At 70.2% G+C, this 17,020-nt stretch carries 15 protein-coding genes and 3 tRNA genes; 12 read left to right on the top strand and 6 right to left on the bottom strand.

Features of this window, described 5'->3' with window-relative positions:
• The first annotated feature begins 121 nt into the window (after positions 1-121).
• From AC1D1W_RS00190 to AC1D1W_RS00165, 6 genes are all read left to right on the top strand, one after another.
• Positions 122-1,159, top strand: a complete 1,038-nt coding sequence (locus AC1D1W_RS00190) for a universal stress protein (RefSeq protein ID WP_243181353.1) — start codon at positions 122-124, stop codon at positions 1,157-1,159.
• A 37-nt stretch (positions 1,160-1,196) separates the two neighbouring features.
• Positions 1,197-3,929, top strand: a complete 2,733-nt coding sequence (locus tag AC1D1W_RS00185) for a PEP/pyruvate-binding domain-containing protein (RefSeq protein ID WP_476942650.1) — start codon at positions 1,197-1,199, stop codon at positions 3,927-3,929.
• 92 nt (positions 3,930-4,021) lie between these two features.
• Positions 4,022-4,798, top strand: a complete 777-nt coding sequence (locus tag AC1D1W_RS00180; protein WP_243181355.1) for a hypothetical protein — start codon at positions 4,022-4,024, stop codon at positions 4,796-4,798.
• Between the two features lie 109 nt (positions 4,799-4,907).
• Positions 4,908-5,996, top strand: a complete 1,089-nt coding sequence (locus AC1D1W_RS00175; RefSeq protein WP_243181356.1) for a LolA family protein — start codon at positions 4,908-4,910, stop codon at positions 5,994-5,996.
• A 58-nt stretch (positions 5,997-6,054) separates the two neighbouring features.
• Complete coding sequence (locus AC1D1W_RS00170) at positions 6,055-7,134, top strand: ABC transporter ATP-binding protein (protein WP_476942649.1); 1,080 nt, start codon at positions 6,055-6,057, stop codon at positions 7,132-7,134.
• A gap of 124 nt (positions 7,135-7,258) precedes the next feature.
• Entirely contained in the window at positions 7,259-8,071 is an 813-nt protein-coding gene (locus AC1D1W_RS00165; RefSeq protein WP_279294340.1) for an ABC transporter permease, read from the top strand.
• A gap of 63 nt (positions 8,072-8,134) precedes the next feature.
• Here AC1D1W_RS00165 and AC1D1W_RS00160 read toward each other — a convergent pair whose 3' ends face one another.
• The 5 genes from AC1D1W_RS00160 to AC1D1W_RS00140 all read right to left on the bottom strand — a co-directional run bounded on the left by AC1D1W_RS00160 (position 8,135) and on the right by AC1D1W_RS00140 (position 13,188).
• Positions 8,135-9,649, bottom strand: a complete 1,515-nt coding sequence (locus AC1D1W_RS00160) for a C40 family peptidase (protein ID WP_476942648.1) — start codon at positions 9,647-9,649, stop codon at positions 8,135-8,137.
• Positions 9,650-9,839: 190 nt separating this feature from the next.
• Positions 9,840-10,760 carry a cation diffusion facilitator family transporter gene (locus tag AC1D1W_RS00155; protein ID WP_243181360.1) on the bottom strand — a complete coding sequence of 307 codons (921 nt, stop codon included), beginning with the start codon at positions 10,758-10,760 and terminating at the stop codon, positions 9,840-9,842.
• A 10-nt stretch (positions 10,761-10,770) separates the two neighbouring features.
• Positions 10,771-11,232, bottom strand: a complete 462-nt coding sequence (locus tag AC1D1W_RS00150) for a metallopeptidase family protein (protein WP_476942647.1) — start codon at positions 11,230-11,232, stop codon at positions 10,771-10,773.
• A 9-nt stretch (positions 11,233-11,241) separates the two neighbouring features.
• Positions 11,242-12,222: a DMT family transporter gene (locus tag AC1D1W_RS00145; RefSeq protein WP_476942646.1), complete on the bottom strand. Its 981-nt coding sequence runs from the start codon at positions 12,220-12,222 to the stop codon at positions 11,242-11,244.
• An 84-nt stretch (positions 12,223-12,306) separates the two neighbouring features.
• Positions 12,307-13,188, bottom strand: coding sequence for an ArgP/LysG family DNA-binding transcriptional regulator (locus tag AC1D1W_RS00140; RefSeq protein WP_476942645.1), 882 nt, complete (start codon positions 13,186-13,188; stop codon positions 12,307-12,309).
• A 68-nt stretch (positions 13,189-13,256) separates the two neighbouring features.
• Between AC1D1W_RS00140 and AC1D1W_RS00135 the strand changes: the two genes are divergently transcribed.
• Both AC1D1W_RS00135 and AC1D1W_RS00130 read left to right on the top strand, forming a co-directional pair.
• Positions 13,257-13,859: a LysE/ArgO family amino acid transporter gene (locus AC1D1W_RS00135; RefSeq protein WP_476942644.1), complete on the top strand. Its 603-nt coding sequence runs from the start codon at positions 13,257-13,259 to the stop codon at positions 13,857-13,859.
• A gap of 139 nt (positions 13,860-13,998) precedes the next feature.
• On the top strand, positions 13,999-14,544 hold the full coding sequence (locus AC1D1W_RS00130) for a methyltransferase family protein (protein ID WP_476942643.1): 546 nt from the start codon (positions 13,999-14,001) through the stop codon (positions 14,542-14,544).
• 99 nt (positions 14,545-14,643) lie between these two features.
• On the opposite strand, the gene AC1D1W_RS00125 is transcribed toward AC1D1W_RS00130, so the two are convergent.
• Entirely contained in the window at positions 14,644-15,663 is a 1,020-nt protein-coding gene (locus AC1D1W_RS00125) for a PHP domain-containing protein (protein WP_476942642.1), read from the bottom strand.
• 200 nt (positions 15,664-15,863) lie between these two features.
• Here AC1D1W_RS00125 and AC1D1W_RS00120 point away from each other — a divergent pair.
• The 4 genes from AC1D1W_RS00120 to AC1D1W_RS00105 all read left to right on the top strand — a co-directional run bounded on the left by AC1D1W_RS00120 (position 15,864) and on the right by AC1D1W_RS00105 (position 16,943).
• A tRNA-Glu gene (locus tag AC1D1W_RS00120) sits at positions 15,864-15,936 on the top strand.
• Between the two features lie 105 nt (positions 15,937-16,041).
• Positions 16,042-16,115: transfer RNA gene (locus tag AC1D1W_RS00115), tRNA-Asp, on the top strand.
• 48 nt (positions 16,116-16,163) lie between these two features.
• A tRNA-Phe gene (locus AC1D1W_RS00110) sits at positions 16,164-16,239 on the top strand.
• 230 nt (positions 16,240-16,469) lie between these two features.
• A complete protein-coding gene (locus tag AC1D1W_RS00105; RefSeq protein WP_243181367.1) occupies positions 16,470-16,943 on the top strand; it encodes a hypothetical protein in 474 nt (157 codons plus the stop codon).
• The last annotated feature ends 77 nt before the right edge of the window (positions 16,944-17,020 follow it).

The following is a 17,020-nucleotide window of genomic DNA, read 5'->3' as shown; positions in this document are numbered from 1 at the left end:
TGAGGAAAATCAGGGGTTCCTGCACGCAGATTCCGGGTCGCCTCGCCGGTGGACGCCGGGCGGCAGTACTTCTGGCAGAATAGCCGCAACATCAGGCAAGAATCGCGAGGAGGCGGACCCTATGGGCCGTGAACAGGTGCATCCGGACCCGGCATGGGAGACCGGTGGCGAGCCGGCGCCGCCCCGCGGAATCGTCGTGGGAGTGGACGGCTCGGACCACAGCCACTGCGCCCTGGTGTGGGCGGCCCGTGAGGCGGAACGCCGTCGCCGCCCGCTGCACATCGTGACCGCCTATTCCGTTCCGATCTTCGCCGCTTCCGGGCTCGACGGCGGCTACGCCACGGTTGACGACTCCGTGATCCGCGAGGGCGCCGAAGCCATCCTCAAGCACGCCATGGACAAGATCGCGTTCTACAACATCGACGTCGACGCGTCCGTCGAAAACGGGGACGCGTCCGGCGTGCTGCTGGAAATCAGCGAAACCGCGGAGCTTCTGGTCTTCGGCACCCGCGGCCGCGGTGGCTTCGTGGGCCGGCTGCTCGGCTCCGTCAGCAGCGCGCTGCCCGCCCACTCGAAGTGCCCCACCGTGACCGTGCCGCTGATCTGCGCGGACCGCCTGGGCGAAACCACAGACGACAAGCATGTCCTCGCCGAACGTGCCAAGTCGGGCAGCCAGCCGGTGGAGAACGTCGTGGTCGTCGGTGTCGACGGTTCCGAGCAGGCCCGCGTCGCCGTGCTGGAGGCCGCAGCGCAGGCCGAGCGGCTCTCCGCCCGGCTCCGCGTGGTGTGCGCGGTGCCGCAGTACACCGGCTCGCTGGCATGGGTGCCCACCCCGATGGACCGCGACGCACTGTTCGCCGACATCAAGGTACAGCTCGACGCCGGCGTGGCCTGGCTGCGGAGCTACTTCCCCGCCCTGCAGGTGGAGACGCAGCTCGTCGACGGCTCGCCCGTCGACATCCTCGTCGACGCCAGCCGGCACGTGGAGCTCGTGGTGGTCGGCACCCGAGGGCGCGGCGGATTCACCGGGATGCTGCTGGGCTCCACGTCTGACGGCGTCCTCCACCACGCCAAGGGCCCGGTCATGGTGGTGCCGGACCGCGACGACCCGCGGCTGGCGGACAGAGCCAGCTTCGGCCCGATGCTCGGCGACTCCTAGAAGGCGACGGGCCCGGCGTCGGAAGGACGGTTAACGGATGGAGCACCCCGGGACGCCGGATCCTGCCGAGGACGGGCCGGTCCTGGCCCTTGAACGCCTTGGCCCGGACATGCTGGCCACCGTCGGCGGGAAGGCGGCGAACCTGGGCGAACTGGCACGCGCCGGCCTACCGGTGCCCGCCGGCTTCTGCCTGACCACCAGTGCGTATCTGGACGCCACGGCATCCCCGGCGCTGGCGGACGTGCACCGCGCCCTCGCCGCAACAGCCCCCGACGACCTGGCGGGGCTGGCTGCGCTTGCGGCGAAGGCCCGCGCGCTGGTGCTCGACGCCGATGTCCCCGCCGGCATCGACGCCGCCGTGCGCGCCGCCTATGCGGCGCTGGGCACCGACACGGCGGTCGCTGTGCGGTCCTCCGCGACCGCCGAAGACCTGCCGTTTGCCAGCTTCGCCGGCCAGCAGGACACTTTCCTGAACGTGGTGGGTGCGGATGCCGTGCTGGCTGCCGTCCGCCGGTGCTGGGCCTCCCTGTGGACAGACCGCGCGGTGACCTACCGCGCGGTGCAGGGGATTGAGCCCTCGGCGGTGGCCCTCGCCGTGGTGGTCCAGCGCATGGTGGACGCGGCCGTGGCCGGGGTGCTGTTCACAGCCAATCCCGTGACCGGCCGGCGGCACGAGGCCGTCATCGACGCCAGCCCGGGGCTGGGGGAGGCCGTGGTGTCCGGGGCGGTCAACCCTGACCACTTCGTGCTCGACGGCACCACGGGACGGATCCTTGAGCGGCGAATTGGGGACAAGGGCATCATTATTCGTCCCCTGCCCGGCGGCGGCACCGAGCGGGTGGCGCAACCTGACGCCGGGCTGGCGCCCAGCCTGGACGACGCCCAACTGGCGGCACTGGAGCTCCTGGGCCGCCGTGCGGAGGTGCACTTCGGCTCGCCGCAGGACCTCGAATGGGCCATCGGCCGGGACGGTGCCGTGTGGCTGACGCAGTCCAGACCCATCACCACTCTCTATCCGATGCCGGACCGGCCTCCCTCCGGGCCGACGCCACGCGTGTATTTATGTTTCAGCCTGGCCCAGGGGCTGACCCGGCCCCTCACCCCGATGGGACTCGCCGGCATCCGGCTGATTGCGTCTTCGGTTGCGGGGGCGGCGCATTTCCCGGTGCCGGTGCCCCGTGACGGGCCCGCGCCGTACGCGGAGGCAGGCCAGCGGATTTTCTTCGATCTCACGCCGGTTCTCCGGAGCCAGACCGGGCGCGCCATTGTCCCCCGCGTGTTTGACGTCATGGAGGCGCGTTCGGCCACCGTGCTGCGCAACCTTTTCGCCGATCCGCGGTTCTCCGTGACCACAACAATGCCGTGGGGGCTCCTGCGCCACGTCGCCCCGGTGGCGGCGCGGGCGAAGGTCCCGGAGACCTTGATCCGCGGCCTCATCCGGCCCGAGGCGGCACTGCGCCGGGCAGACCGTGTGGGAGAACAGCTCCGCGCGGCACTCGCTGTGCCCGCCGGCGCCACCGCCACGGAGCGCCTGGACCACATCGAGCGGATCCTTGGCCAGCATGTCTTTCCCGTGGTTCCCGCGATCCTGCCGCTGCCCGCCCTGGGGTTCGCCTTGCTGGCCGTGGCCGGAAAACTCGCCGGGAAACCGGGGAACGGGGCGCTGCAGGAAGTCCTGCGGGGGCTGCCCAACAACGTGACCACCGAAATGGACCTTGACCTGTGGTCGCTGGCTACTGCCATCCGCAACGACCCGGCGTCGGCGGCGGTGTTCGGGGAAGCCGCATTGCCCGAGATAGCCCGGCGTTACCGGGCGGGGGACCTGCCCGGCGTCGTGCAGTCGGGGCTGCGGGACTTCCTGGGCCGGTACGGCCACCGCGCCGTGGCGGAGATCGACGTCGGCATGCCCCGCTGGTCTGATGACCCGACCCACATCCTCGGGGTCCTGGCCAACTATCTGCGCATGGATGATCCCGCGCTCGCCCCGGACCGGCAGTTCGGCAAGGCGGCCCGAGAGGCGGAGGCACAGGTGGCCCGGCTGGTGGCAGCGGCGGCGCAGCGCAGCCGCCTTCGCGGTGCACTCGCCCGGGCCGCGCTGCGGCGGACCCGGATGTTCGCCGGGCTGCGGGAGCTGCCCAAGTACCACCTCGTGGAAGCGCTCGGCGCCGTCCGGGAGCAGCTCGCAGCCGTCGGGGCCGAACTCGCCGCGGCCGGGGCCCTCGATGCGGCCGACGATATCTTCTTCCTCGACCTGGCTGACGCGCACCGGGGGCTCGGCGGCGCCGCGCTGCAGGGGCTCGTGGCACGGCGTCGGGAGGCGTACGCGGCTGAACTGGGCCGCCGGCACATTCCCCGCGTGCTGCTCTCGGACGGCACCGAGCCGGAGGCGGTGCAGACCACAGCCGGCGGAAGGGGGCCGGCGGGTTCTGACGGCGGCGCGGGGCGGCTCTCCGGCACACCGGCCTCGGCCGGCACCATCACGGCCCGGGCCCGGGTGATCCTGGACCCCCAGGGCGCGCACCTGGAACCGGGCGAGATCCTCGTGGCGCCGTCCACCGATCCGGGCTGGACGCCGTTGTTTCTGACGGCCGGCGGCCTCGTGATGGAAATGGGCGGGCCCAACTCCCACGGCGCCGTCGTCGCCCGGGAATACGGGATCCCCGCAGTGGTGGGGGTCCCCGACGCGACGTCGAGGATCGCCACGGGCCACAGCATTACGGTCGACGGCGCCGCCGGCACCGTGACGCCGTCAACGCCGCCGGCACCCTGACGCCGTCACCCTGACGCCGGCCACTTCGCGCCGGACCGCCGACGGCGGCGGGCTCCGCACCATGGTGTCGGCCGGCTCGCTACAGTGGGGCCATGAGCGAAGTGCGCGGCTCCGAGGGGCGGGAGCCCGGGAGCGCCGGAGTTCCCGCGACGGGCATACCGGCGCCTGACACCCGGCCGCCCGGCAGCCCCGCGCCTGCGACTGACGCGACCCCCGCGCCCGCGGACCCGGACGCGTGGCTGCCGGAGTGGTTCGTGGGGCGTCCGCTCACCGCCGGCTGGGCGTGGGCCGGGTTCTGGGCGGCGCTGATCGTGGCCGACGAGTTCCTGGATCTGGCCGGCTGGTCCTGGTATGTGCTGGTTGGCCTCGCCGCCCTGCCGACGCTGCTGGCAAGCATCGCCCTTCTGCACGCCACCCCGCGCCGCTACCTGAAGCCGCGCCGGGACTCGGTCCTGGGCCACTTCTTCGTCCGCTTCCTGGCCCTGATCGCCGCCTTCCTCGTGTGGGGCGTGTCCGTGGTCATGAGCGCCTCGATCTCAACGACCCTTCAGTCACTCGTCGGGGCGTCCGAACGCGAGGTCACCGCGGTGGGCTTCAACCTCCTGCTGGCCGCGATCCCGCTGGTGGTCTCCGTACTGTGGCTGGCCTTCATCATTCGCTGCGCCTGGTTCCTGCGGCGGCTCCGGGGCTGGAAACAAACGCCGGAACCGGGCGCCGTGCCCAAGAAGTTCCTGCGGGACAGGCCCCGGCTGAGACGGGTGGTGGTGGGCCTGGCCCATCCCGGCCTGCTGCTCGTGGCGGGCCTGGGCACCTCTGTGCTCGCGTTCCTGCTGGGCGCCGTGGAACTGACCATTAATGTGCTGAAGTAGGATAAGCGGGCTGCCGGGGCCAGGCGTACTGTTGACCTATGAGCTGCACTGAAGCGCGCATTCCCCAGGCGCGGATAGTTGGAACATCTCTTTCCGGAGCGCGGTCGCGATGACGCGCACGTGGCTGCGCTGGCTGCCTGCTGCCGCCGTTCCTGCCGTTATTGCCGCCGGCGCGCTGGCCGGATCCCTGCCCGCCAGCGCCGGGGATCCCCTGCCGCCCAAGACGCCGGAGCAGGTGCTGCAGTTGATTGCCCAGCACCGCGAGCCCGCCCTCTCCGGAACCCTGGAACAGTCTTCTGCGCTCGGGCTTCCCGAGTTGCCCAAGACCGGTGCCGGCTCGGCCCCGTCAGGTACGGCATGGCTCGAACTGCTGACGGGGCCGCACACCGCGCGGGTTTATCGCGACGGCCCGGACAACGCCCGCGTCCAGGTGATGGACCGGCTGGCCGAACGCAACGCGATCCGCCACGGCAACGACGTGTGGTTCTACAACTCCAAGGACAACACGGCCGCCCATGCCCAGCTCCCGGCCGACGACGCCGGTGACACAGGCCGTCACAGCGCCGGCAGCGACGTCACCGCCACCCCCGACCAGCTCGCCGCGATGCTACTGGCCAAGATCGAACCGGGCACCGACGTGGCGGTGGGAGCCGATGTCCAGGTAGCCGGCCGGCCCGCCTACAACCTGGTGCTGACACCAAAGTCCGATGCGACGCTGGTCGGGTCCATCGCAGTAGCCGTTGACGGCCAGACCGGTCTGCCGCTGGGCGTCGAGATCAAGGCTCGCGGACAGTCGGATCCCGCCTTCCGCGTCGCCTACACCAGCCTGACCCTCGGGGCCCCCGACGCGTCGGTCTTCACATTCACCCCGCCGCCGGGTGCCACGGTCGAGGAGATTCCGGTAAAGGAGCACAAGCACGGAAACGACGCCGGGAACGCGACGGCGCCGGCGGCCAAGGACCGCGCCGGCAAGCCGGCCGTCACTGGCTCCGGCTGGGACTCGGTTGTTGAGTTCCCGGCGGGAACGGCCGGCCCGGCGTCGGACGCCACGGCCCTGCTCGAACAGGCCACCGTCCCGGTCCAGGGCGGCCGGCTTTTGTCCACCGCGCTGGTGAACGTGTTGGTGCTCGACGACGGCCGGGTCGTCGCCGGCTCCGTGCCACCGGAGCGGCTCCAGGCCGCTGCCGCACAGAAGTGATGTCCGGCGCGGTATCCGGTGGCCGACGGTTGCTCCCTGACCATCCGGTGACGGCCGCGTGAGCGCCGCCGGGCCGGCGGCCGAGCTGAGCATTGAGACCACGGGCCTGACCAAACGGTTCGGCCGGCAGATGGCTGTCGACGGCGTCGACCTGGCCGTGCCGAAAGGCGCGGTCTTTGGTTTCCTGGGCCCGAACGGTTCGGGGAAGACCACCACCATCAGGCTCCTGCTCGGCCTGGCCACGGCCACCGGAGGCTCCATGCGCGTGCTGGGCGAGGAGATGCCCGGCAAACTCAATGACGTGCTGCCCCGGGTCGGGGCGCTGGTGGAAGGACCGGCGTTCTACCCCTTCCTCTCCGGCGCCGCCAATCTGCGCCGCATGGACGCCGCGGACCCCTGTGGTTCGGGCGCGACGCGGCGTGCCCGCGTCCACTCGGCCCTGGAACGGGTGGGTTTGACGCACGCAGCGGACAAGCTGGTCCGGGCCTACTCGCTGGGGATGAAGCAGCGGCTGGGGATCGCCAACGCCCTGCTCGCCCCGCGGGAACTGCTGGTGCTGGACGAGCCCACCAACGGGCTGGATCCGCAGGGCACCCGTGAGGTGCGGAGCCTGGTGCGATCGCTCGCGGCCGACGGCGCCACGGTGTTCGTCTCCAGCCACCTGCTGGCCGAGGTCGAGCAGATCTGCACCCATGCGGCCATCATGAGCGCTGGCCGGCTGGTGGCGCAGGGAACCCTGACGGAACTGCGCGGGGCCGGCCAGGCAAGGATCCGCGTGTTGACCCCGGATCCGGTTACCGCGGCGCAGGTGCTGGCCGGCCTCGGCCTGACCGCGACCCTGGGCACCGACGGCCGTACTCCCGGTGGCGCTGGTTCCGGTGCCGCCGGCTCCGGGACCGACGCGGCCCTGTTCGCGTCACTGCCTGGGGCTCCGGCTGCGGGTCCGGCTGGGGCTCCGGCAGCCCAGGAAGACGGAGGATCATCCCGGTCCGTGGAGCGGGCGGCCGTGCAGCCGGAAGCCGTGGTGGCGGCCCTCGTGGCGGCGGGGGTCCGGGTCCGCGGCTTCGCGACCGAACAGGCCAGCCTTGAGGACCGGTTTGTGGCATTGACGGGGGAGGGGTTCGACGTTGTCCAGTAACAGCTCATCCGCGGGCGATCCGGCAGCCGGCCCGTCACTTGCCCCGGCGCCGGGCCGTAGCGGCGCGGCCGCAGGCGCTGGCGGGGACGGCGGGGCCTACGCTGCGCCGGTCCGGCGCGGGTCCCTGACCGGTGACCTGCTGGCGTCCGAGCTCGGGGTGCTGTTCCGCCGCCGCAGGACGTGGGCCATGTTGTGCGCGCTGGCGGCCATCCCGATCCTGATCGCGGTGGCGGTGCGGGTCTCCTCGGCCGTGCCGGCAGGCCGCGGGCCGGCCTTCCTGGACCGGATCGCCCAGAACGGCCTGTTCGTGGGCGTCACGGCAATGGTGGTCTCCGTTCCGCTGTTCCTGCCCCTTACCGTCGGCGTCGTGGCCGGAGACACGATCGCCGGGGAGGCCGGACAGGGGACCCTGAGGTACCTGCTGGTGGCTCCCGCCGGGCGGATCCGCCTGCTGATCGTCAAATATGCCGGGGCGGCCGTGTTCGTGATCGTTGCCCCGCTCGTGGTGGCCCTGACCGGGGCCGGAATCGGCGCGGCGCTCTTCCCCGTGGGGCCGGTGACCCTGCTCTCCGGCGATACGATCGGCACCGGCGAGGCCATGGTCCGGCTCTTGCTGATCGCCGCGTATCTGGCGGTTTCACTGCTGGGGTTGTCGGCGATCGGGCTGTTCATCTCCACCCTGACCGATGTTCCGGTGGGGGCCATGGCGGCCACCGTGGTGCTCTCGGTCGTCGCGCAGGTCCTGGACGCGCTGCCGCAACTGGAGTGGCTGCATCCCTGGCTTTTCAGCCACTACTGGTTGGACTTTGGCGATCTGCTCCGGCAGCCGGTTTCCTGGGATTCCTTTGCCGCCAATGCCCTCCTCCAGGGCGGCTACGTCGCCGTCTTCGGCGCGCTGGCCTACGGCAGGTTCATCACCAAGGACGTGCTCTCCTAGCCGCCAGACAGGCCGGAACGGAACCCCGGAACGGGTCTCAGCAGTCGGACCCGGGAGCGGGTCTCAGTAACGGGCCGCGTAGCCGTACAGCTGCATCCCGGACATGGCGGCAACATCGGTCACGGTAATGCCGGCGTCGGGGTTCAGCGCCTGGACCACGCGGCCGCCGCCGAGGTAGATGGCCACGTGGTAGAAGCCCGGGGCCGAACCCCAGACGAACAGATCGCCCGGACGCGCCTGGGAGAGCGGGACATGGACCGGGGCCTGGGCGAACTGCTGGGAGGCAGTGCGGGGCAGGTACTTCCCTGCCGCGGCGAACGCATTCTGCACCAGGCCCGAGCAGTCAAACCCATAGCTCCCGGTTCCGCCGTACTGGTAGAAGAATGGCGATCCGGTCTTGCCGAGCGCCACCGAAATCGCGGTCTGGTTTGACCCGCCGGAAATCGGCGCCGGAACCGGAACAGGTACTGGCGCCGGAACCGGGGCAGGAATCGGTGCGGGGACCGGAGCAGGTACTGGCGCGGGATCCGGCGCGGATGCCGGAGCCGGCGCGGGTGCGGGTGCGGGCGCTGGTGCTGGTGCCGGTACGGGTGCGGGCGCTGCAGCGGGGGCCGGCACGTCGGCGGGAGCCGGAGCGGCTGGCTGTCCTGCTGCCGAATCGTCCCGTCCCGGAGCTGTTGGTGCCGGCTGTGAACCCGTGCCAGGCTGCGGCGCGGGGCCCGCCGCCGCGGTCAGTGCTGCGAGCCGTGCCTGCTGGCGCTGGCGGTCGAGGGCGTCCACCCGGGCCGATTCCAGCGCCGCGGTGGTGTTTCTCAGGCTTGCCAGCTGGTCCACGAGCGCGCTGCGCTGCGCTTTGGCATCGGCCACGACCTGGCGCTGGGCGGCGTCGGCGCGGTCGGCGTCGGCCTTGCGGTCCGCGGCAGTCGCGGCGGCCTCGTCGGCGGCGCGGTTGGCGTCGGCTGCGGCGTCGGTCAGGGACTGCGCGGCCGTGGCCGCGTTTTCCGCGGACTCGAAGGCCCGCGCGCGTCCGGCCGTTACGGCCTCCAGCGTGGCGGCATCCTCCAGGGCCCGCCCGGAGCCGCTGACAAAGCTGCTGAGGGCCGGGTTCAGGCCGCCGTTGCGGTACAGGTCACCGGCCAGCTGGCCGAGCTGTTTGCGGGTTTTGGCCTGTTCTGCCCCGGCCGCGGCAGCCCTGGCGGCCGCCACAGCCGCCGCTTCACGGCGTGTGGCCAGCTCCACGAGGGCCTCGCCGTACGCGTTGTTTGCTTGCAGGGATGCGGCGAGGCTGGTTTCCTGGCCGGCCGACGCGTCGGCCAGAAGCCCGTCGATCCTGGTGACCTCTGCCGCCGTCGAGCTCGCACTGGACTTGGCGGCAGCGATCTCTTCCGGTGAGGGGATCTCCGGCGACGCCGGAACCCGGCCGGCAGTCTCCAGCGGCGGGCGCCCCTGCGCAGAAAGCTGCGAAGAAATCAGCGCGGTGGTCAGCGGCGCGGCTTGGGCCGGGAGCGCGAGGGTTCCGAGGAGGACGACGGCGGTGCAGAGCACAGCCGTCTTGCGGCCGGATCGGATCCAACTCATGGGCAACCTCGCTGAAGTCTCAGGCTGAAGTGAGCGAGGTCGGATTTGGCGCGTGAAAGCCCTCTGCGGATCACCCAGCAGGCATGAGGCTACGTGCCAAAGGCTACTTTGGCAACACGAGTCACATGAATAACATAAACAACACCAGTGTCATTTGGCCACGTCCGTGACGGGCGTGTCCTGCCGACGGTCAGGCGTGCTGGTGGGCCTCGTGCTCTGAATGCGTGGTGGGCTCGAGCTGGAATGTGCAGTGTTCGGTGTCGAAATGGGAGCCAAGGCAGCTGGTGAGTTTGTCCAGGACCCGGTCGGCGCCCTTGGCGCCGAGCGCTGCGTCCTCCACCACCACGTGGGCGGAGAAGACGGGGACACCAGAGGTAATGGTCCAGATATGGATGTCGTGGACGGATACCACGCCGTCCACCGCCAGGATGTGGTCGCGGATCATCTGAACGTCCACGCCCTTGGGCGTGGCCTCGAGGAGCACGTCCACGACGTCGCGCAGCAGGTGCCAGGCACGGGGCAGGATCATGAGGGCGATGAGGATCGAGGCAATGGTGTCGGCCGCCTGAAACCCGGTGACCATGATGACCACCGCCGCCGCGATGACGGCAAAGGACCCCAGCAGATCCCCCAGGACTTCGAGGTAGGCGCCGCGGACGTTCAGGCTTTCCTTCTGGGCGCCGCGCAGGATCAGCAGGGAGACCAGGTTGGCGACGGCGCCGAGGACCGCCGCGGCGAGCATGACGTCGGTGTGGACCTCGGGGGTGGTGCCGAGCCTGCGGATGGCCTCGATGAAGATGACCACCGAGATGACGATCAGGACCAGTGCGTTGGCCAGCGCCGCCAGAACTTCGGCGCGCTGGTAACCGTAGGTGCGCAGATCGCTGGCCGGCCGGGTGGCGATCCATGCGGCCAGCAGGGCGATGAAGACGCCGGCTGCGTCCGAGAGCATGTGTCCGGCGTCGGCGAGCAGGGCCAGGGAGCCGGAGACCACCGCACCGATCGTCTGCACGAGCACCACGGCGAGCGTGATGGCCAGGACGGCGACCAGGCGCTTGCGGTGCTTGCCGGTGGCGGTCAGGCCGTGCGAGTGGCTGTGGTCGTGTCCCATGCCTACAAGGCTATCCCCAGCCGAGCTCGTGCAGGCGCGCGTCGCTGATGCCGAAGTGGTGGGCGATCTCGTGCACCACGGTGACGGTGACTTCCTCGATCACGTCCTCCCGGGAGGTGCAGATGTCCAGGATGGGTTGGCGGAAAATGGTGATCCGGTCCGGCAGCGAGCCGGCGTCCCACCAGGAGTCCCGCTCGGTCAGGGGCACCCCCTCATAGAGCCCCAGCAGCACGGTGTCCGGATCCTCCCCGGGCTGCGGGGTGTAGTCGTCCTCGATGAAGATCGCGACATTGCTCATGGTCTTTGCCAGATCCGGCGGGATCCGGTCGAGGGCGTCACTCACGGCAGCCTCGAAATCGGCCTCGGACATCGGGAAGGGGCCGCCGTCCGACCCGTCACCACCGTCCCCGCCGGCATTGCCGTCCCCGCCGTTCGGAACGATCGGCAGGCCGGGCGGGAGGGAGGAGGGCATAGGCAAACTCTAGCGGGACCGGCGCCGGGTCAGCCCCACGCCCACAAGGCAGATCACGCCGCCCACCAGGCCCCAGATGGTCGGAATCTCGCCCAGAACCAGCCAGGAGATCAGGATTGTGGTGCCCGGGACCAGGTAGGTGGTGGCCGCGAGGCGTCCCGCATCAATCATTGAGAGCGCATAGGCCCACGTGGTGAATGCGATCGCAGTGGGGAAGATGCCCAGATAGACCAGGCCCAGGGTGGCCGGCAGGGGAGCGGCCTGCAGCTCGGTGACCAACTGGCCGCTAAAGGGCAGGCAGCACAGGGCGCCCACCATGATGCCGAACCAGGTGGCCTGGGCGGCCGGGAACTTGCGGAGCACCGGTTTTTGCACGATCACGCTCACGGCCGCCAGCGCGGCCGCAAGCAGGCAAAGCAGGACGCCGGCCACGTCCGCCGTCGACCGCTGGCCGGAACCAAGCGCAATCACGGCCACGCCGCCGAACGCGATCAGGCTGCCGATGATGAGCCAGCGCGGGAACCCTTCCTTCAGGATCACACCGGCCATGACGGCGACCAGGATGGGGTTGACGTTGATCAGCAGGGCGGCCGTGCCCGCGTCGAGCATGTGCTCGGCGGCGTTCAGGGCCACGTTGTAGCCTCCGAACCACATGACGCCATAGGCCAGGATGGGCAACCACTCGCGGCCCCGGGGCAGGCCCCTGAGCTTGGGCACCACCAGCAGGCCCAGCACGACGGCGGCAACGGTCAGCCGGCCGAGGGTCAGGGACCCGGGGGAGAAGCTCGGGCCCACGGCCCGGATGCCCACGAAGGCGGAGGCCCACAGGACCACGGTGACGACGACGGCGGCGATGCCGAGCCTGCTGATCGTGGCCGGCTGCCCGGGAGGGGGCGGCGCGGGTTGCGGCGCGGGTGCGGGGGCAGCGTGCGGAGACCCTTCGTGGGGGCCTGCGGACGGAGTGGGGCCGGATGCGGCGGTTGTTGCCATGCTGCCAATGTAGCCGTTCCCGCCTCCTCCCGGCTGGCGGGAATCGGTCACGTCTAGTCGAGATCCTGCCAATCCCGAATGGCCTCAGCGCAGGACGCGTGCCGCCGTCCGGACGGCGGCCGCGACGTCGTTCAGCGCCGCCGAGCCGCGCCGCCATTGCTGCCAGTAGAGGGCAACGTCCACGTGCGCTCGCGGGGCGAGGGCCTCGAGCCTTCCGGCCAATAGGTCCTCCTCGATTTCGATCTCGGGCATCATGCCCCAGCCCATGCCCCAGCGGATGGCATCGCCAAACTCCTGGGCGGCCGGCACATAGTGGCGCGGCGGCTGCAGGGAAGCCCGGCTGACCCGGCGCAGCCAGCGGTCCTGCAGGTCGTCCTTGCGGTCGAAGACCACAACGGGAGCCGCGGCGAGCGTCGCGCCGGTCGCGCCCTCCCCAAACCAGCGGCGGGCGAAGTCCGGAGCGCACACCGGCAAATAGCGCATCGTGCCCAGCTTGCTCGAGGAGCAGCCGGGCACGGGCTGGGCTGTTTCCGTGATGGCGGCCGCGGCGGCTCCGGCGCGCAGCAGATCCAACGAGTGCTCCTGGTCTTCTCGCAGGATCTCGAGCTGGACGTTGTGACTGGCCCCCGCGAGGCCGGCCAACGCCCAGGTGTGCAAGGAATCGCTGTTGATCACCAGCGTCAGGCGCGTCCCTCCGCGGGGGTGTTCCGGCTGCAGCTCCTCGGCCAGGTCCGCGGAGAGCATTTCCAGCTGCCGGGCGAAGCGCACCACGGCCTCGCCGGACTCCGTGAGTCCGGGCGGCCGCGCCCGGGTCAGGACCGGCCGGCCGACGGCGGTCTCGAGTGCCCGGACCCGCTGGCTGATCGCCGACGGCGTCACGGACAGGTGCGCGGCCGCGGCGTCGAAGCTCCCGTGCGTCAGAATCGCGGCCAGCGTCCGGGCCTGTTCGGGGGTGATCTCCATCATTAGCCCATCTTACGTATCTGCAGAATCTTTAACTGGTTTCATCTCTGGCGGGCGCCTACCGTGGAGTGGTGATCCTTCCCCTGTTTTCCGGTCTTTCCGCCGGACTGTCCCTCATCGTTGCCATCGGCGCGCAGAACGCTTTTGTCCTCCGGCAGGGCATCCAGCGCTCGCACGTCGTCATGGTGGTGGCAGTCTGCGCGGTCTCGGACCTCGTGCTGATCCTGCTGGGCGTCGCGGGCATCGGCATCCTCCTGGACCGGGCGCCGGCTGCCCTCGTCGTGATCCGGTGGGCAGGGGCGGCGTTCCTCCTTGCCTATGGGGCGCTCGCGGCCCGGCGCGCGGTCCGCGGGGAGCAGATGGAGAATCCCGGCAACAAGCCCGCCGCCGGCCGGGTCGCCGTCCTTGGCACCTGCCTGGCCTTCACCTGGCTGAACCCGCACGTCTACCTGGACACGGTGCTGCTGCTCGGGTCCCTCGCTGCCGCCCAGGGCGAAGCCGGGCGCTGGTGGTTCGCCGCCGGGGCCGGCCTGGGAAGCATTGCCTGGTTCACCGCCCTCGGCGCGGGAGCGCGGTTCCTGACGTCCCTGTTCCGGCGCCGGACGGCCTGGCGCGTGCTCGACGCCGGAATCGCCGTCGTCATGGTCACCCTTGCCGTGCTGCTGCTCACCTGAACCTCGACCACCCACCGCTCCTCCCCGCCGCGCTCCGCTCGCCCACGCAAAGTGTCGGGAAAGCTCAGGCTGATCCCCCGTCCCCGGGTTAGGCCGGTGGGCCCTTGTCCGTTCAACGTGGCGGGGTCACGATGGCCGGATGACAGCATCCCCAGCCTCGGCCAGCGAACGACGGCGTGCAGCCATCGGCACAGCCGTCTTCGCCATCGCCCCCGCAACCGCCGCCGGCGTGGTGCCGTGGCTGCTGACCCGCTGGAAAGTGGAGTCGCCGGTCCCCGGCGGGGTGCCCGCGCAGATCGCGGGCGCCATGATGATCGGTGCGGGCGCCGCCGTCATCGCGAACTCCTTTGTGCATTTCGCCGTCGAGGGCATCGGGACCCCCGCGCCATTTGCCCCGCCCAAGCAATTGGTGGTTGGCGGCCTCTACCGGTACGTGCGGAATCCGATGTACGTGTCCATTGCCGCGGCCGTCGCGGGGCAGGGGCTTCTGCTGGGCCAGCCGAAGCTCTTCCTGGCCCTGGGCATCGGCGCCATCCCGGTGGTGGCTTTCGTCCGGCAGTACGAGGAGCCCACACTGGCCCGGAAGTTCGGTGCGGCGTACGAGGAATACCGCAGCAACGTCCCGCGCTGGCTGCCCAGGCCCACGCCGTGGCGGCCCGACGGGCCGGAGCCGTCCCGGCCCTAGGCGTTGGCGGTCTGGGCATTCGCGGGCTGGGCGTTGGCGGGCAGGGCATCGGCGGGCTGGGGTAGCCCCGGGGCCCGGCCCAGGGGAGCTGTCCGGCCGCTATTTGCCGCTTCCGGCCCACTCCAGCAGCCGATCCAGCGGCCAGGTGGTGACGATCCGCTCGGCGGGTACCCCGTTCGAGGCCGCGCGCTCGGCACCGTACTGCAGGAAATCCAGCTGGCCCGGCGCATGGGCGTCGCTGTCGATGCTGAACAGACAGCCGGCATCGAGGGCCAGCCGGATCAGCTCGTCCGGCGGATCCTGCCGTTCGGGGCGGGAATTGATTTCGACGGCCACATTGTTCCCGGCGCACGCTGCGAACACGCGCGCGGCGTCGAACTCGGACTGCGGGCGGGTTCCCCTCGACCCCTGCAGCAGCCGGCCGGTGCAGTGGCCGAGGACGTTCGTGTGCGGATCATTGATGGCGCCCAGCATCCGCTCGGTCATGGTGCTCCGGTCGGAGCGGAGCTTCGAGTGGACGCTCGCCACCACGATGTCCAGCCGGTCCAGCATCTCCGGGGACTGGTCCAGGGTGCCGTCCTCCAGGATGTCCACCTCAATCCCGGCCAGGAGGCGGAAGTCGCCGCCGTCCGCGTTGATGTCCGCAACAACGTCCAGTTGTTCCCGAAGGCGTTCGGCGCTCAGGCCGTTGGCGATCTTGAGGTTGGGGGAGTGGTCCGTCAGGGCGAGGTAATCCCGGCCCAGTGTCCGGGCGGCGTCAGCCATCAGTCCGATCGGGGATCCGCCGTCGGACCAGTCGCTGTGGCTGTGCAGGTCCCCGCGGAGGGCCGAGCGCAGTTCGGCCCCGCCGGTCGCCAGGGGTTGCTGCCCGCGTTGGCGCAGATCCTCAAGATAGTCGGGCACGCCGCCGTCGACCGCCTGCCGGATGACGTCGAACGTTCTGTCGCCGATCCCCTTCATGCTCTTGAGCCGGCCGTTGCGTGCCCGCGCTGCGACCTCCTCCGGGTCCAGGGCGCCGATAATCCCGGCCGCCTTGCGGAACGCCTGGATCTTGAAGGTGGGGGCGAGCCCGCGTTCGAGCCAGAACGCAATCTCATTGAGGGCATCAACGGCATCCATCAGTCCATCTTGCACCCACTCTGCCCGGCTCCGCCCCCATCTTGGCCAGGCTTTGTATCGGCGGGAGGGGCCGATTTTGGATAATCCGGGGGTCTGCCCTTATAGTTTTATAGTCCAGTTCGGAGGAACCCGAAAGGACAAAAACGACAGGCTTCGGCCCTTAATTTTTGCCCTGATATGTTTCACCGGATGGCGTCCTGGCCCCCATCGTCTAGCGGCCTAGGACACCGCCCTTTCACGGCGGCGGCACGGGTTCGAATCCCGTTGGGGGTACGCAAGGAACTGGTCAAACCGGGTGAAAAAGTCTGGTAGGCTAAAGGCCTTGAAAATCTGCGGTAGCGATATCGCAGGCAGCAAGAACAGGCAGTAAACAAGCAAGGCCCTGTAGCGCAGTTGGTTAGCGCGCCGCCCTGTCACGGCGGAGGTCGCGGGTTCAAGTCCCGTCAGGGTCGCTCTGATTGCCGGAAGAAATTCCGGCCTTCAAGGTGACATGTCACCTAGGCTCTGTAGCTCAGTTGGTAGAGCGTTCGACTGAAAATCGAAAGGTCACCGGATCGACGCCGGTCGGAGCCACCACTGGGAAGCATCAGTTCTTTGAGAACTGGTGCTTTTCTTCTTTAACACCATCTCCTGCTCCGCTTTATCGACGGGGGAGACGGGCGGCGATGGGCGGCCGGCGGCGGCGACCGTTTGGGGGCCGTCCAGCCGGCCGGGCTAGACTCGCACGCTGGGGAAAGAACACCAAAGCCGCCGGCAGCCCGGTCCGGGCGGGCGGCGCAATCTCAACCGAAAAGTGATTCTGCAACGTGACTTCGAAGAATATTGCCCGTCCTCTCGCCGCAACCGCCCTCCTCGCAGCCCTGGCGCTAACCGGGTGCTCGGCCCCGCAGGCCGGCAGCGCGCCTTCGTCCGCCGCGGGCACGTCCGCCGGGGGCGAGTCCACTGCTTCGGCGTCCGCCACGCCGAGCCCCAGCGGAACCTCGGGACCGTTCGGCGGCTTCACCAGCGCCGCCGAGGCTTGCTCCAAGATCTCGGAGCAGGCAACCGGCGCCACGCTCCTTCCGTTGTCGGCCGCCCAAGGCAAGACGGCGGAACTGGAACAGTTCAAAACGGAGCTGGCCGAGACGGCCGAACGCGTCCCGGACAGCCTCAAGGCCGACTTCGCCAACCTCAAGGAGGTGGCCGTTGCCGGCGTCACCGACCAGACGGTCTTCTCCAGCGGAAAGCTCCAGGCCGCCATGGCGCCGGTCACGACCTGGATCGCCACCAACTGCAAGTAGGGGGTTCGGCCAGGCCAACGCCCGCGTCGGCTCCCGGCTGACATTTCGCAGCCGACAAACGGCCGGCCTTGTCCCCA

It is taken from the genome of Arthrobacter sp. P1_B4 (genome assembly GCF_056406555.1).
Note: the sequence above shows the minus strand (reverse complement) of the source record. Positions and strands in the feature narration are given on the sequence as shown.

Bases quoted from the DNA above. Each gene is read 5' to 3' on its own strand.
- AC1D1W_RS00190 (WP_243181353.1), top strand. From the start codon at position 122: ATGGGCCGTGAACAGGTGCATCCGGACCCGGCATGGGAGACCGGTGGC.
- AC1D1W_RS00185 (WP_476942650.1), top strand. From the start codon at position 1,197: ATGGAGCACCCCGGGACGCCGGATCCTGCCGAGGACGGGCCGGTCCTG.
- AC1D1W_RS00180 (WP_243181355.1), top strand. From the start codon at position 4,022: ATGAGCGAAGTGCGCGGCTCCGAGGGGCGGGAGCCCGGGAGCGCCGGA.
- AC1D1W_RS00175 (WP_243181356.1), top strand. From the start codon at position 4,908: ATGACGCGCACGTGGCTGCGCTGGCTGCCTGCTGCCGCCGTTCCTGCC.
- AC1D1W_RS00160 (WP_476942648.1), bottom strand. From the start codon at position 9,649: ATGAGTTGGATCCGATCCGGCCGCAAGACGGCTGTGCTCTGCACCGCC.
- AC1D1W_RS00155 (WP_243181360.1), bottom strand. From the start codon at position 10,760: ATGGGACACGACCACAGCCACTCGCACGGCCTGACCGCCACCGGCAAG.
- AC1D1W_RS00150 (WP_476942647.1), bottom strand. From the start codon at position 11,232: ATGCCCTCCTCCCTCCCGCCCGGCCTGCCGATCGTTCCGAACGGCGGG.
- AC1D1W_RS00145 (WP_476942646.1), bottom strand. From the start codon at position 12,222: ATGGCAACAACCGCCGCATCCGGCCCCACTCCGTCCGCAGGCCCCCAC.
- AC1D1W_RS00140 (WP_476942645.1), bottom strand. From the start codon at position 13,188: ATGATGGAGATCACCCCCGAACAGGCCCGGACGCTGGCCGCGATTCTG.
- AC1D1W_RS00130 (WP_476942643.1), top strand. From the start codon at position 13,999: ATGACAGCATCCCCAGCCTCGGCCAGCGAACGACGGCGTGCAGCCATC.
- AC1D1W_RS00125 (WP_476942642.1), bottom strand. From the start codon at position 15,663: ATGGATGCCGTTGATGCCCTCAATGAGATTGCGTTCTGGCTCGAACGC.